14 protein-coding genes are annotated in these 12,952 nt (G+C 59.7%); 12 read left to right on the forward strand and 2 right to left on the reverse strand.

The annotated features are described in order from the left end of the window. Positions 1–119 precede the first annotated feature (119 nt). From ABGT83_RS12760 to ABGT83_RS12800, 9 genes are all read left to right on the forward strand, one after another. The gene (locus ABGT83_RS12760; protein ID WP_346687947.1) at positions 120–419 is read left to right on the forward strand and encodes a hypothetical protein; all 300 of its coding nucleotides are present in this window, start codon (positions 120–122) and stop codon (positions 417–419) included. 553 nt (positions 420–972) lie between these two features. Beyond that, a complete protein-coding gene (locus ABGT83_RS12765) occupies positions 973–1,692 on the forward strand; it encodes a cytochrome c3 family protein (RefSeq protein WP_103263925.1) in 720 nt (239 codons plus the stop codon). A 246-nt stretch (positions 1,693–1,938) separates the two neighbouring features. Beyond that, a complete protein-coding gene (locus ABGT83_RS12770) occupies positions 1,939–2,607 on the forward strand; it encodes a cytochrome c maturation protein CcmE (protein ID WP_346687948.1) in 669 nt (222 codons plus the stop codon). Between the two features lie 60 nt (positions 2,608–2,667). Beyond that, on the forward strand, positions 2,668–5,031 hold the full coding sequence (locus tag ABGT83_RS12775; protein ID WP_346687949.1) for a heme lyase CcmF/NrfE family subunit: 2,364 nt from the start codon (positions 2,668–2,670) through the stop codon (positions 5,029–5,031). After that, positions 5,000–5,755, forward strand: coding sequence for an ABC transporter ATP-binding protein (locus ABGT83_RS12780; RefSeq protein WP_346687950.1), 756 nt, complete (start codon positions 5,000–5,002; stop codon positions 5,753–5,755). The genes ABGT83_RS12775 and ABGT83_RS12780 overlap by 32 nt, the downstream gene beginning before the upstream one ends. 1 nt (position 5,756) lies before the next feature. Beyond that, positions 5,757–6,509 carry a heme exporter protein CcmB gene (locus ABGT83_RS12785; protein WP_103263929.1) on the forward strand — a complete coding sequence of 251 codons (753 nt, stop codon included), beginning with the start codon at positions 5,757–5,759 and terminating at the stop codon, positions 6,507–6,509. Positions 6,510–6,521: 12 nt separating this feature from the next. Continuing rightward, positions 6,522–7,292 (forward strand): cytochrome c biogenesis protein, encoded by a 771-nt coding sequence (locus tag ABGT83_RS12790; protein ID WP_346687951.1) that lies wholly within the window; start codon positions 6,522–6,524, stop codon positions 7,290–7,292. 209 nt (positions 7,293–7,501) lie between these two features. After that, complete coding sequence (locus tag ABGT83_RS12795; protein WP_103263931.1) at positions 7,502–7,687, forward strand: hypothetical protein; 186 nt, start codon at positions 7,502–7,504, stop codon at positions 7,685–7,687. Between the two features lie 180 nt (positions 7,688–7,867). Continuing rightward, entirely contained in the window at positions 7,868–8,692 is an 825-nt protein-coding gene (locus ABGT83_RS12800) for a UTP--glucose-1-phosphate uridylyltransferase (RefSeq protein ID WP_346687952.1), read from the forward strand. A gap of 32 nt (positions 8,693–8,724) precedes the next feature. Here the strand turns inward: ABGT83_RS12800 and ABGT83_RS12805 are convergent, their stop codons facing one another. Next, the gene (locus tag ABGT83_RS12805; protein WP_346687953.1) at positions 8,725–8,874 is read right to left on the reverse strand and encodes a hypothetical protein; all 150 of its coding nucleotides are present in this window, start codon (positions 8,872–8,874) and stop codon (positions 8,725–8,727) included. Beyond that, the gene (locus ABGT83_RS12810; RefSeq protein WP_346687954.1) at positions 8,871–9,398 is read right to left on the reverse strand and encodes a hypothetical protein; all 528 of its coding nucleotides are present in this window, start codon (positions 9,396–9,398) and stop codon (positions 8,871–8,873) included. The genes ABGT83_RS12805 and ABGT83_RS12810 overlap by 4 nt, the downstream gene beginning before the upstream one ends. Positions 9,399–9,681: 283 nt before the next feature. On the opposite strand from ABGT83_RS12810, the gene ABGT83_RS12815 reads away from it, so the two are divergent. The 3 genes from ABGT83_RS12815 (at position 9,682) to ABGT83_RS12825 (ending at position 12,943) form a co-directional block, all read left to right on the forward strand. Continuing rightward, entirely contained in the window at positions 9,682–11,259 is a 1,578-nt protein-coding gene (locus tag ABGT83_RS12815) for a phytoene desaturase family protein (protein ID WP_103263935.1), read from the forward strand. A 67-nt stretch (positions 11,260–11,326) separates the two neighbouring features. Further along, positions 11,327–11,614, forward strand: a complete 288-nt coding sequence (locus tag ABGT83_RS12820; protein ID WP_103263936.1) for a hypothetical protein — start codon at positions 11,327–11,329, stop codon at positions 11,612–11,614. Positions 11,615–11,686: 72 nt separating this feature from the next. Further along, positions 11,687–12,943 carry an MFS transporter gene (locus tag ABGT83_RS12825; RefSeq protein ID WP_103263937.1) on the forward strand — a complete coding sequence of 419 codons (1,257 nt, stop codon included), beginning with the start codon at positions 11,687–11,689 and terminating at the stop codon, positions 12,941–12,943. Positions 12,944–12,952 lie beyond the last annotated feature (9 nt).

Raw genomic sequence — 12,952 nt, forward strand, 5'->3', positions numbered from 1 at the left:
CGATCTTTGAAATATACTAAGTCGCAAGGTAATGTAATTTTTAATTCCTACAGTGACGAGGCTGAGTAAGATGGAAAAAATTCTGTTCCTCCTGGTGGCATATTCTGCCAATAAGAGCAATGCCTGAACCGAACGGAGAAGAGAATAAGCAGCTTGTTCCAGAGGCCTACGAATCATCTAATAAGACTGGGAACGGATCACTTGAAGACTACAGACGCGTCGTATCAAGCATTGAACTTCGGAGCCTGAAGGACAAAACCCAAGTTTTCCCTCTTGACCAAGAGCACCATGTTCCCCCGTTTGGACACTTTGGAGAGAAGGTAATCGGGTCTTGGTTTAGCGAAAATGAAGCAAAATATCGCCCGAAGATTCCAATGCCCCAGAATCCCAAGAAGAAACCGTCAACCTTCGGGATGTAATCTGGAAAGATAGCTACGAGGGTATGACTCTAATTATTGTGTCGAGGGACTTTGTTGGAGCGGAAAAGCGTCTTTCACGTTTTCGGTAATCAAAACGAAGGACATACTATCTTTTTGTTGCTGAATCAATTGTGATCGTTTGCGGATGAGCCGGGAGGGCATCGCGTTCGCACCATAGGAGATTCTGGAGCGTTTGCGGCGAATGCAGTTGCGTATCCTGCGAGCAGAAGGACAAGCGCTCCCGAACACTGAGCGGTTACGGCGAACGTGTAAACGACGTGCTTGACGGTGCTCAGGTTCGTGCACGAATGCCAAAAACTGAGCAGCGCAACGGCCGCACGCCTCCTGCGAGCCGTTTTGGGCTCTGTTCACACGAAAAAGGGGGCGAAACCGGGCTAATTCCCCCCAAATGGGTGATAGGTTTTTTGTTCCCCCAGCGCTAGTATGCATGTGGTACAGTGCTTGTGTTTCCGCATGGGGCCGAATTCGGTACCGGCGCGAAATAAAAGCCGAAGATTTTCAAGACGAGATGTTTGAAAGGAGGTTAGAGAGCATGAGCGAAGAGGAAACCAAAGTGGAAGCCGACGCCGAGGCAACTGCTTCCGATGAACCTACGACCAGTGAGGCTGCTCCCAAAAAGAAGGGGAAGAAAAAGTGGCCGATCGTCGTGGGCGTCGTTGTGGTTGTTTTGATTGCAGCCGGTGCCGGCTTCTATGTTTGGCATGAGCAGCCGAGTTTCTGCAACGCCATTTGCCACACGCCGATGGATCCGTATCTGCCCACCTACGAGGCGGAGCCGGGTCAGCCGGCCACGGACAAGTGGGGCAACGAGGTTGAGAACGCCAGCGGCATGATGGCCGCCGTGCACCGCGTTTCCAAGGAAGAGGGCGGCGCCGGCACCACGTGCATGGGCTGTCACGTTCCCACGATCGGCGAGCAGTTGACCGAAGGCATGAACTGGGTCACCGGCAACTACATCAACCCGCTTGAGGAGCGCGATCTCGACGAGCTCGTCGAGGCGCGTGGGCTGGAAGACTCGGACGAATTCTGTTTGAACGAGGCCTGCCACAACCTGACGCGCGACGACCTGATCGAAGCCACGAGCGACATGGGTGAGTACAACCCGCACGTCGCCCAGCACGGCGAGATCACGTGCAGCAACTGCCACAAGGCGCACCGCGCTTCCGTGATGTACTGCACGCAGTGCCACAGCGAATCCGAAGTGCCCGAAGGCTGGCTGACGGTTCAGGAAGCCAACAAACTGGCAGCGTAGCAGCCTAGCCAGTGTGCTTGCTTGCAAGCGCGGAACTGAATAGCACGAGGGAGCCCGCCTCAAGCGTAGAGCGCTTGGACGGGCTCCTTTATCAAAGGTCCGAAGAGCGGAATGGATGATTCGCTTGGACAAGATGGCACCGAGACGAATATGCGTGGTGAATATCTGATTTTGAGGCCATTGCGCTCTTCGGAACTTTGAGGTACGTGAGAATGATCGCGAGAGAGAAAAAATGAGGAGGCGAACGTGAACACGAAGACGAAGCGTCGCATGGTCGTGGTGACGGGCGTCATCATCATGGTGCTCGTCGTTGTCTTGGCCGTTGTTGGCGGTTCTGGCTCGGCAAAGCCGGTGACCATCTCCGACCTGACGACCGGAAACTACGCCGACCAGAAGATCCAGGTATCCGGCAACGTGGTTGAGAACTCGTACAAGACCGAGGACAACACGCTAACCTTCGATATCTACGACGCGAACGGCGATGCCGCCCAGCACCTTCAGGTTCGTTACGAAGGCGGGGTCTCGGCGACGTTCGGCAACGATGTGACCGCCATCTGCACGGGCAAACTGGGTCAAGACGGCGTGCTCAACTGCACCGAGCTCGTCACGAAGTGCCCGTCCAAATACGAGAACGCGACGAGCGCACTCACGATCGATCAGCTGCTGGGGTACGGCGGCGACATCGTCGGTACAACCGTGAAGGTGGCGGGCGTCGTGAAGGACGGCACGCTGACGGCGGCCGGCGGAGGAGACCGGTTCGCGCTTGTCGATGCCGAGAATCCCGGTAGCGAGTTGGCCGTGCTGTTCGACGGCGCACTCTCCGAGGAGATAGCCGACGGCTCTGCGCTCGTCCTGACCGGCTCGCTGGACGAACAGGGAAGGTTCTCTGCGACAGACGTGGCGCTGGAGGGGTAGGGCCGCTTGGGGCTCGATACATATGTCGATGGGCGGCGCGCCGCCTCGGAAGGATAGCGCATGTCAACATTCGGTTTGATCGGACTGCTCGTCGCGTTTGCGGGCGTGGTCGTGTCCGTGGTGTGCCTCGTGGCCGGCGCGCTCGTGTCACGTGCGGGGCGCAGCGACACCGGGGACACGCTCACCTGGGGTGGACACGTGGCGTCGTTGCTGTCGTTCGCGGGTCTCACGGTATGCTGCGGCGTCTTGGTGTACTGCTTCATGACGGGCGATATGACCATCGAGTACGTGCTCAACCAGCATAGCGATGCTTCAGGCGATATGGCTTGGCTGTACAAGCTGTCGGGATTGTGGGCTGGGCGCCAAGGGTCACTCCTGTTCTGGGCGTGGCTCATTGCCGCGTTCAACTCGCTGGTTGCGGTGCGCAACCTCAAGCGCACGGCCAAGCTGGACTCCATGGCGCTGCTTGTCGCTCAGCTTGTTCTGGCCGCCTTCGTGGGAGTCATGTTGTTCTCGGAGAACAACATGCCGTTCACGGTGACGCCTGCCAGCTACTTCACCTCAGACGGAACGCTGACGGCCGCGGCGTCGATGTACGGCATGAACACGCTGTTGGAACACTGGGCCATGGCCATCCATCCCCCTACGCTGTTCGTGGGCTATGCCGGCCTCACCATCCCGTTCGCCTATGCCATCGCGGCGCTTATCGTGAACGATTCGTCGAAGGAATGGGTCGTGCGCTCGCAGCGCTACGCACTGTTCGCATGGTTCTTCTTGGGCGTCGGCATCGGTTTGGGCGCGGTCTGGGCCTATGTTGTGCTCGGCTGGGGGGGGTACTGGGGCTGGGATCCCGTCGAGAACGCGAGTTTGCTCTCATGGCTCGTGGGCGTGGCGCTCATTCATAGCTTCACCGTGTACCGCCAGCGCGGCGCATTCAAGCGTTGGAGCGTGATGTGCGCGTGCCTGACCTTCGCGTTCGTCATCGTGGGCACGTTCATCTCGCGTTCGGGGCTTGTGCAGTCGGTGCATGCGTTCGAGGGCGATCCGGTGTCGGTGGCGCTGTTCGGGGTTCTCATCGTCGTGCCGATCGCGGCGGGCATCGTCGGTTTGATCGCGCGCTGGAAGAGCTTCGGTCCGGGAACCGCCGGGGGCGACGACGTCGACAGCATGGCGTCGAAGGACGCTGCGTACTACTTCAACAACGTCATCATGGTGGTGTTCGCCTTCTTGTTGGCGTACCTCACCATCTCGTCGGCGCTGCCCGAGATTCCTTTCGTGCTGTTCAGCGGCCAGACCGTGTCGGCCGGGACGTACAACGCCATCGCGCGGCCCCTCGGTGTGCTCTACCTTGCCATCTTGGCGGTTTGCCCGCTGCTTTCATGGGGCAAGACCGATGGCGCACAGTTCTGGAAGCGCGCTCGCGTTCCGGGCGCCTGCGCCCTCGTGCTGTTTGTCGTGCTCATGGTATATTTCTTCACGTATCTGCTGCCCGGCTACGAGGCCATCGTGGCTGCTGGTGGAACGGAGGCCGAGGGCCTCTTGGAACAGGGTCCGGCATGGTATTACAACGGCTTGGCAGTCGTGGGCTTTCTCGTGGCCAGCGCGCTGTTCTTCAATTCGCTGTTCATGCTGGGCCGGGGCATCCGCGCGTACCGTGCGAGCAAGGGGGGCGGCATCGTGTCCGCCGCCTTCGGCATGCTGATAAATCGCGCGTCGACGTTCGGGGGTTTTCTGGCGCACTTCAGCATGGCCATCATCCTTGTCGGCCTTATCGGTTCGTCGATGTACGTGACCGAGGTCACGGGGTACGTGGGCTACGATAGCGAGACGGACACCGCGTCCGAGGACTTTGTCATCAAGGATTACACGCTCTCCTATACCGGCAACTCGATCGAGCAGCAGGATAATGGCGACGACATCGACTACACCGTGTTCTTCGACGTCTACAAAGACGGCGAATACGTGGGTTCGGTGAATCCCACCGTCCAGCTGGTGCAGTCGACGCAGCAGCAGAAGCTCGTGGCGAGCGTGATCTCGTTCCCCTTGGAAGACCTGTTCGTGGTGTATCGGGGCGTCAACGACGCGGGTGACTTCTCGATGGACGTGCGGGTGAATCCGCTCATCTCGCTCGTATGGATCGGCTTTGCTCTGCTCATGGCGGGCATCGTGGTGGCCACGTTCGGCCGTCGCGGCGCTCGTCGTAAGCGTGAAGGCGACGAGAGCCAGGACGTCGGCAAGAACGTCGCCGGGCATGGGGATGCGCCTGCGCCGAACGCGGGCCGGCAGGATGGCGTCGTGGTGGCCGCCGCCTACGAGGCTGTTGCGGTGAGCGACGGCGAGAAGGTTGTGGTGGAGGAGAAGGTCGTGGTCGCGGAGGCTGCGCGCATCGTCGATGCCCTGGCCGACGAGGAGAAGAAGGGCTAACGTGGGCAGCGTGGAGGCCGCGATCAGGACGAAGAACCTTTCGAAGGTGTTCGGGAACCGCAAGGCGGTGGACAAGGTGTCCATCGAGGTTCCGCAGGGCGCATTCTTGTCTATCTTTGGGCCAAACGGCGCAGGAAAGACAACCCTGCTGCGCGTGCTATCCACGCTGTCGCGCGCCACGTCGGGCGAGGCCGCGCTCATGGGCGTCGACCTGAAGGAGGAGCCTGACAGGGCGCGCGAACACATCGGGCTCATTTCGCACAATTCGATGCTCTACCCGGACCTCACGGCGGAGCAGAACCTCATGATCTACGCGCGCCTGTACGGGGTGGTCGATCCAGAGGAGCGCGTCATGGAGCTCTTGGAGGCGGTGGAGCTCAAGCACCGCCGCCTCGACGCGGTTCGCACGTTCTCGCGCGGCATGACGCAGCGTCTCTCCATCGCCCGCGCGCTCATCCACGACCCGGATGTGGTGTTCCTGGACGAGCCGTATTCGGGGCTCGACCCGCATGCGGTCGAGATCTTCGACGAGCTCATCGAGCAGCAGCGCGATGGCCGCACGTTCGTCATGGTGAGCCACGACCTGCAGAAGGGCTTTGCCATGTGCACGCACGCGCTCGTGCTGGCGAAGGGCAAGGTGGTCGCGTTCGACAAGAAGGAAGCGTTCGACTTCGATGATTTCGCGGGACTCTACCGCGCGACAGTCGGTATGGGGGTGGCCTAGTATGGCGGCGCGGAAGGAGGCTGCCATCCGAACGGCAGGAGGGGTGGCCATCAAGAGGCCCTCAACGTTTCAGCAGTACAAGACGCTGTTGCGCAAGGACCTGGAGCAGGAGTTCCGCACGAAAGAGATGCTTACCTCCATGGGTATCTATGCGCTGCTCGTGCTCGTCGTGTACGGGGCTGCACTCGCGCAGACCTCGAGCACGCTCGATATCCTGCAGATGAGCGGCGGCCTTTTGTGGGCGCTTATCGTGTTCACATCGCTTCTAGGCCTCAATCGCTCGTTCGCTCACGAGAAGGAGCAGGGATGCCTAGAGGGCATTCTGCTCGTGCCGATGGATCGCTCGGTGGTGTTCCTGGCAAAATCGACGTCGAACCTCCTGTTTTTGCTGGCGGTGGAAGTGATCGCCGTGCCGCTGTTCTACTTCTTCTTTTTAACCACGACCACGCCCTCGGAAAGTTTCTGGCTGCTTGCAGTGCCGCTTGTCGTGGGCACCGTCGGGGTGGCAGGAATCGGCACGCTTTTATCCACCATCACCGTGAACACGCGTGGCAAGGACGTGATGCTGGCGGTGCTGTTCATCCCTCTCGTGTTCCCGCTACTGTACGCGTGCGTGTCGGCCACCAGCGCGGCAATCGTCGGAGCGGAGGGATACGCGGACGTGCTGTTGACGTCGCTGGCGCTCGCGGGAGGCTACGATGTGATCATGATCCTCGCCTCGTGGGTACTGTACGATTTTGTGATAAGCGCTTAGGAGAGGAGCCGTATGACCGAGGTAACGAAAAAGGCGCCCAAGCTGCCGGAGGCGGGCCAGTGGCCCGACCGGATCGCGCCGGCGGTGCTCGTCGTGGGTATCGTGTTGTCGACGATCGGCTTTCTGCTGGCGTTCTTGTGGGCCTCGCCCGTCAATGGCGCTGGGGTGAACGGCGCCGAGATGATCGGGGGCCAGATGGTCACCAACGTGGTGCTACTGTCGCAGAAGATATTCTACTTCCATATGCCGGTGGCCATCACGTCGTTCGTGGCGCTCGGATTCGCAGGTTATTACGCGGTGCGGTTCCTTATGACTCGGAACCGCCGTTTCGACACGTGCTCGAAGATCGCGATGGAGATCGCACTTCTTTTCGTGGCATGCACGATGATCACGGGCGATCTGTGGACGCGTTTCGAGTGGGGCGTGTGGTGGACGTGGGATCCGCGTTTGACCACGTACCTCATCCTCATGCTCATCATCATCGCGTACTTCATTCTGCGCAACGCCATCGACGAGCCGGAGCGTCGTGCGACATTCGGCGCGGTGCTCAGCATCATCGCACTCATCGACGTGCCGATCTGCTTCATGGTGACGCGCCTCATCCCGTCGAGTATCCACCCGGTGGTCGTGCGCGAGGGCGGCATGTCGGGAGATATGGGCATCACGCTCATGTTCTGCCTTGCGGGCATCGCGATGATTGGGTTTGCGTTGTACCGCCTGCGTTTCCGGCAGGTCCGGCTGACCGAGCGCGTTGAGGTGCTGAAGGAGCAGCTGGAAGACTGAGCGTCCCGCCGCTCTCTGCAGTACGGCGTTTCGTGTGCTGAACGGAGGGGCGGTTCGACGCTGCGGTTTCCCACAGCGCGTCGCCTTGCCGCCTGTGCGCTTGGCATCGCCTACAAAGCATGCTCGGCCGCACATCATGGCATCTCGGAGCGCTGCGGGAAACCTGCTGACGCATACGTTCGACCTACGAGATAGAAGGAGATCAAACCATGAATCCGATTCTCACCGAGATATACAGCACCATCGTCCCGTCAATGCCCTTCATCATCGGAGCGTACGTGCTCATGTGGGTTGCTTTGCTCGTGTACGTGCTCATCATCATGGTGGGGTACAAAAAAGCCGAGGCGCAGATGGCGGTATTGGAAGAGGCTGTTGCTGAGAGGCGTGCGGATTAGCAGGACGGCGACCGTCAGTCTGCGCGTGCTACAATAGCGCATCGAACGAAGTCGGAGCACTGTTTGCGCGGTGTTTCGCGTGTATTGACTGCGAGCACGAGCGCTTGGTTCGTGTGGAACAATGTGCTGCGACGACTCAGATGTCGTCTGTCCGCTCAGCTTAGAGAAAGGTTATCGCCCATGAAGGCTCTCATTCCCGCTGCCGGTCTCGGCACGCGCTTCCTGCCCGCCACGAAAGCGCAGCCCAAAGAGATGCTGCTCGTCGTCGACCGCCCGGCCATCCAGTACGTGGTGGAGGAGGGCCTCGCGTCGGCTGCCGACGAGGTGGTCATTATCAACAGCCGCGAGAAGAAGGCCATCGAGGAGCACTTCTCGCCGAATTCGGAGCTGGTGGAGCTGCTGCGCGCCCGCGGCAAGGACGCGTACGCCGACCTCGTGGAGCGGGTGGGCAACTACAACGTGAGCTACGTGTACCAGGACGAGGCGCTGGGGTTGGGCCACGCCGTGCGCTGCGCGGCCGAGAAGACGGGCGACGAGTCGTTCTACGTGCTGTTGGGCGACGTGCTGGTGCCCGACAACAAGATGCTGCCGCGCATGCAGGAGGTGTCCGACGCGCACGGCGGCGCCAGCGTGATTGCGGTCATGCCAGTGCCCGACGACCAGGTGAGCCGCTTCGGCGTCATCGCGGGCGCAGCTGTGGAGGGCGAGTCGGACGTATGGAAAGTCGACGCGCTCGTGGAGAAGCCGGCGCTCGAGGACGCGCCGTCGAACTTGGCCGTGTTCGGCCGCTACCTGCTCTCGCCGCGCGTGATGGAGCTCCTGGCCGACGTGGAGCCCGGCGTGGGCGGCGAGATCCAGCTGACCGACGCGCTTGACGCCGTACTGCGCGAGGAGGAGATGTACGCGCTGGTCATCGACCCGTCCGACGGCTTCGACACGGGCACGGTGGAAAGCTGGCTCGAAACGAACAACGTTCTGTTCCGTCGCGCTGCCGAGCGGCGATAAGCCCGATGCCGCGGGACGCCCTCGTACCGAATTTAGAGGGCGTCCCGTTCTGATCCCAGGCCGTCGATCGTGTGCTTGATGCAGGTGTGCGCGTAATTCCAGTATGGATTGAGCGCCTCTTGCATGATGTCCTTTCGCGTGTGGCCGAAGTGCCACTGAAGCCTTCCGAAAATACCCATCACATGGTACTCCGCAAGGAAATTGAGGACGTCCGGGGGGGGGTGGGCCTGTTCCCCAGCATAAAAAGAATGTCGTCCTTTATGGTGGGAACATATAGGTTCACCAGGTACTCGAACAGATTGTTATACGAATTCGCGTCGGTTCGGAACATGTTCGCGTAGTACACCCGATTGTCCACCCAGTGATACGTGATCGCCTTGAAGTACGGGCCCTGCGCAAGAAACCGGTCCTCCGTTTCTATCCGCACGTAAAACGGCCAGTCATCGTAGGGATCTTGCAGTTCAGGATGAGGTTTCACCTGCGGATATTCGGCGAATTGCGTTTCGATTATCTTCTTGAACGCAGAACGGAATATCCAGATGACAAGGTTGTCGACGTTCTCGAAATAATAGTAGAACGTCTTACGCTCGCATCCGATGGCGTTCGTGATGTCGACGACGCTCACACGATGATTGCACGGCGTTTCCGTGACCAGGTGCATGAACGTGTCGGCGAATTCCTGCCTTCGGGCACCTTTGACACTCATGCTATCACTCCTTGCGAAGGGCATCGAGTTCAGTTCGGATTTCGGGATTGGTTAGTACGCCCATTATAAAATGGTGCACAAAAAACAATTCGTTTTTTATCAACCCAGTTTTCTGATTGTGGGTCTTGATACCTGCGGTACCACCCATAATCTCGGTTCTGGTCATGGATTTCTTCAGCTTGAACCCAGTTCCTGCGATGTGGTTATTCTTATGCATCCGCACAAATTCATACACTTCAGCTACCTCGAGGAACAAGGTCCAATCTAGATCAGAGGAGGAGACATGGCTGGAGGAACGTACGATTTCGTCGTGCTCGGAGGCGGTCATAACGGCCTGCTGACCACTGCGTATCTGGCGAAGGCGGGTTTCAAAGTGTGCTGCTTGGAGGCGAACGCCGAGTTCGGCGGCGGCACGCGCTCTGAAGAAATCGCGCCGGGTTACATCGCCGATACGGGCGGCATGGTGCACAATATGATCTCGAAGACTCCCATCGTCCGCGGTGACGAGCTGGGGCTGTTCTCCAAATACGGTTTGGAATACTGTTATCTCGATTCGCTGTTCTGCTCCATCTTCCCCGATGACACGAACCTGATCATGACGAAGGATCTCGATCAATCGTGCCAGAACATTGCGAAGTTCTCGGAAAAGGACGCCGAGACGTATCGCAAGTTCAGCCAGTACATGGGCAACATGCTTGCCGTCGCAGGCGTCGGATCTCAAGCGCCGCCGCCGAAGTACGGCGCCATGATGAATGTTATGAGCATGAGCCCCGAAGGGCGGGAGTTCCAGCGTGTGCTCAATTCTTCCGCGCAGCAGATCGTGGAGGAATGGTTTGAAAGCGAGCAGGCGCGCGTCACGTTCACCCGGTGGTGCACCGAGATGATGATCGATCCTCGCGCCATCGGCACGGCTACGCTGCTGTACTTCACGTCCGCTCTGCACGATCCCTCAAACCCCGGAGCACCGTTCCCCAAGGGAGGATGCATCAACTTCGTGAACGCGCTCAAGGCCTGCTGCGAAGACAACGGGGCCGACTTGTTCGAGAATGCGTGGGTCGACGAGATCAAAGTGGCGGGCGGCGAAGTCAAGAGCGTTCGCACCAAGAACGGCGACGAGTACATTGCCGAGAACGCAATCGTCAGCACAATCAATATCAAGTCCGTCTTCGACATGCTGGGCGACGATGCCCCGGCCGAGGACGCCCACTACGTGAAGATCCTCAAGCACAACGACTTCATGGCCCTCAACCAGGCCTTCGCGCTGAGCAAGGTGCCGGAGTTCAAGACGGGCCCCGAGGTGTACGGGACGTTCTGCATCGAAGCCGCCCCCTGGGAGGCCGAGTACCTCGAGACGTTCAGCAAGTACACGCTCGGCTGCTTCAGCCCGAGGCTGCCCCTCATCACTATCCCGTCGCTCACCGATCCGACGCGTTGCCCCGAAGGCCACAGCGTGGTGAACGTGTACAGCTATGCGCCGTGGAACCTCGACGGCGATTGGCGCAACTGGGAGACGAAGGGCGACGAGCTGAAGAAGCAGGTGTGGGACTTCTTCAAGAGCATGACCACCAACATCACCGACGACGACATCATCGCGAAGTGGGGCAAGACGCCGCTTGAGTACACGGAATGGAACCCCGCGTTCCTCCATGGCGACATCGGCCAGATCGGCATGCAGCCCAGCCAGATGTACGATATGCGTCCCATCGTGGGCAAGGGACACCAGTACCATGGCGATATCGAGAACCTGTACTTCCTGGGCAGCTCGAGCCATCCCGGCGGCGGCATCGCGGCCGGTGCGCGCGCGGGCGTTCAGAAGGTGCTCGAAGATTACGGCATCGATTTCCGCGACATTGTGAAATAGGCTCGCACCGCCGGGGGCGCCTCTGTGGCGCCCCCGGCGCGAGCCTCGCCTGAGGAGGATCTGGATCATGGCTGGAAAACCGAAGAAGAAGCCTTCGATCACGGCACGTACAGAGGATGGAAGCCCGGTCGTCGAAGTGTACAGCATGAGGTTCGAGGACGGAAAGCTGATTATGGATTGCAAGGCTTTGGGCAGTATGCGTATGGACGTGGTGGTGGCTCCTGAGGATGTGGCGGAGGGTTGGCCGGTCATCAAGGAGAGCAGATCGGCGATCATGGCCTTCGGCAAGCGCGTTCCGAAAGCACTCAGGATCTGGAAGAAAGCGCAGAAGGAAACGCCATCGGAGCAGTCATGATGCCTGCGAGGCTTCTGCGCCTTCGTCCAAGCGCGCCGAGGGGATCGCATCAATCGTATAGAGGAGGTTGGAATGGGTACTCAGGGGAAGAAGAGCTTTTTTCCTTACCTGGTCGTGGCGACCGGCATCGTCGGCTGTTTCGCGCCGTGCGCTCTGGCGCTCAGCTGCGCGGGCATATACTTCACGCCGGTTAGCGAGGCGCTGGGTGTGGGGAGGGGCGTGTTCGCGCTGTACCTCACCATCATGCTGCTTTCGACGACGTTCTCTCTGCCGTTTTTAGGAAAGCTCATGGAAAGCAAGGATTTGCGCGTGGTGCTTTCGGCCGCGGTAATCCTTATCGGCGTGCCGCTTATCTGCATGTCGTTCTTCAACCAGGTGTGGCAGTTCTACATTGCCGGGGCGTTCATGGGAGTCGGGCTTGCCGTGCTGCTTATTCTCGCCGTGCCGACGCTCGTCAATCGATGGTTCAGGAAGAATGTGGGCTTTTTTATCGGGCTGTGCATGGCGTTCACCGGCATCGGCGGCGTGGTGTTCAACTTGGTGGGAGGCGCCCTCATAGCGAGCGGTCCCGATGGCTGGCGCATGGGCTACTTGGTATTCGGCGTCATCGCCCTGGTTCTGGCATTGCCGTTCACGTTGTTTTGCGTGCGCAGCTATCCGAGCGATATGGGACTCGATCCGGTTGGAGCAGAAGAGGCCGCTGACGGCTCCGCAGCGCCTGCCGCGCTCTTCGGCGTGACGGCATCGGTGGCCATGAAGACGGCGGCGTTCTTTCTTGTGGCCATCTTTGCGGGTCTGATTAATCTTGCTATCAACTTCTATCAGTATCTTCCTTCGTATGCGGCGTCGCTTACGCAGTTCCCGGACGTCGTTGCCATTTCGGCTACGCTCGCGTCGGCTGCCATGCTCGGTCAGGCTATCGGCAAAGTGGCGCTGGGCATCATCAACGACAAAGCCGGCGTGTTTGCCGGGCTGTTCGTGTCCACGGGCTGCGGTGTGATCGGCCTCGCGATCATGTGGCTCGTCCCGGGGTCGGTGCCGGCGATGCTGGCCGGCGGATTCGTGTTCGGCGTATTCTACGCAAGCGCAACCGTGCTCGCTCCGCTTGTGGTTCGCACCATCTTCGGCACGCGCGAGTACTCTACCATCTATTCGCGCATTTCGATGGTAGGCTCGTTCGCAGGGGCGTTTGCGGCAAGCGTATGGGGCTTCGTCGTCGACGCTGCCGGTTTCTCGAATGTGTTTGTCATCGGCATCGCGGGCGCGATTCTCGTGGCTGTATTCGGATCGCTCGCGCTCGTTTCCAAGAAGAGCATTCCTGCCGACTGAGGCTTCGCC

It is taken from the genome of Enteroscipio rubneri (assembly GCF_963929405.1).
GTDB lineage: Bacteria > Actinomycetota > Coriobacteriia > Coriobacteriales > Eggerthellaceae > Enteroscipio > Enteroscipio rubneri.

Excerpts from the sequence above, each read along its gene's own strand:
- ABGT83_RS12760 (WP_346687947.1), top strand. The coding sequence starts at position 120 with ATGCCTGAACCGAACGGAGAAGAGAATAAGCAGCTTGTTCCAGAGGCC.
- ABGT83_RS12765 (WP_103263925.1), top strand. The coding sequence starts at position 973 with ATGAGCGAAGAGGAAACCAAAGTGGAAGCCGACGCCGAGGCAACTGCT.
- ABGT83_RS12775 (WP_346687949.1), top strand. The coding sequence starts at position 2,668 with ATGTCAACATTCGGTTTGATCGGACTGCTCGTCGCGTTTGCGGGCGTG.
- ABGT83_RS12780 (WP_346687950.1), top strand. The coding sequence starts at position 5,000 with ATGCCCTGGCCGACGAGGAGAAGAAGGGCTAACGTGGGCAGCGTGGAG.
- ABGT83_RS12785 (WP_103263929.1), top strand. The coding sequence starts at position 5,757 with ATGGCGGCGCGGAAGGAGGCTGCCATCCGAACGGCAGGAGGGGTGGCC.
- ABGT83_RS12790 (WP_346687951.1), top strand. The coding sequence starts at position 6,522 with ATGACCGAGGTAACGAAAAAGGCGCCCAAGCTGCCGGAGGCGGGCCAG.
- ABGT83_RS12795 (WP_103263931.1), top strand. The coding sequence starts at position 7,502 with ATGAATCCGATTCTCACCGAGATATACAGCACCATCGTCCCGTCAATG.
- ABGT83_RS12800 (WP_346687952.1), top strand. The coding sequence starts at position 7,868 with ATGAAGGCTCTCATTCCCGCTGCCGGTCTCGGCACGCGCTTCCTGCCC.
- ABGT83_RS12810 (WP_346687954.1), bottom strand. The coding sequence starts at position 9,398 with ATGAGTGTCAAAGGTGCCCGAAGGCAGGAATTCGCCGACACGTTCATG.
- ABGT83_RS12815 (WP_103263935.1), top strand. The coding sequence starts at position 9,682 with ATGGCTGGAGGAACGTACGATTTCGTCGTGCTCGGAGGCGGTCATAAC.
- ABGT83_RS12820 (WP_103263936.1), top strand. The coding sequence starts at position 11,327 with ATGGCTGGAAAACCGAAGAAGAAGCCTTCGATCACGGCACGTACAGAG.
- ABGT83_RS12825 (WP_103263937.1), top strand. The coding sequence starts at position 11,687 with ATGGGTACTCAGGGGAAGAAGAGCTTTTTTCCTTACCTGGTCGTGGCG.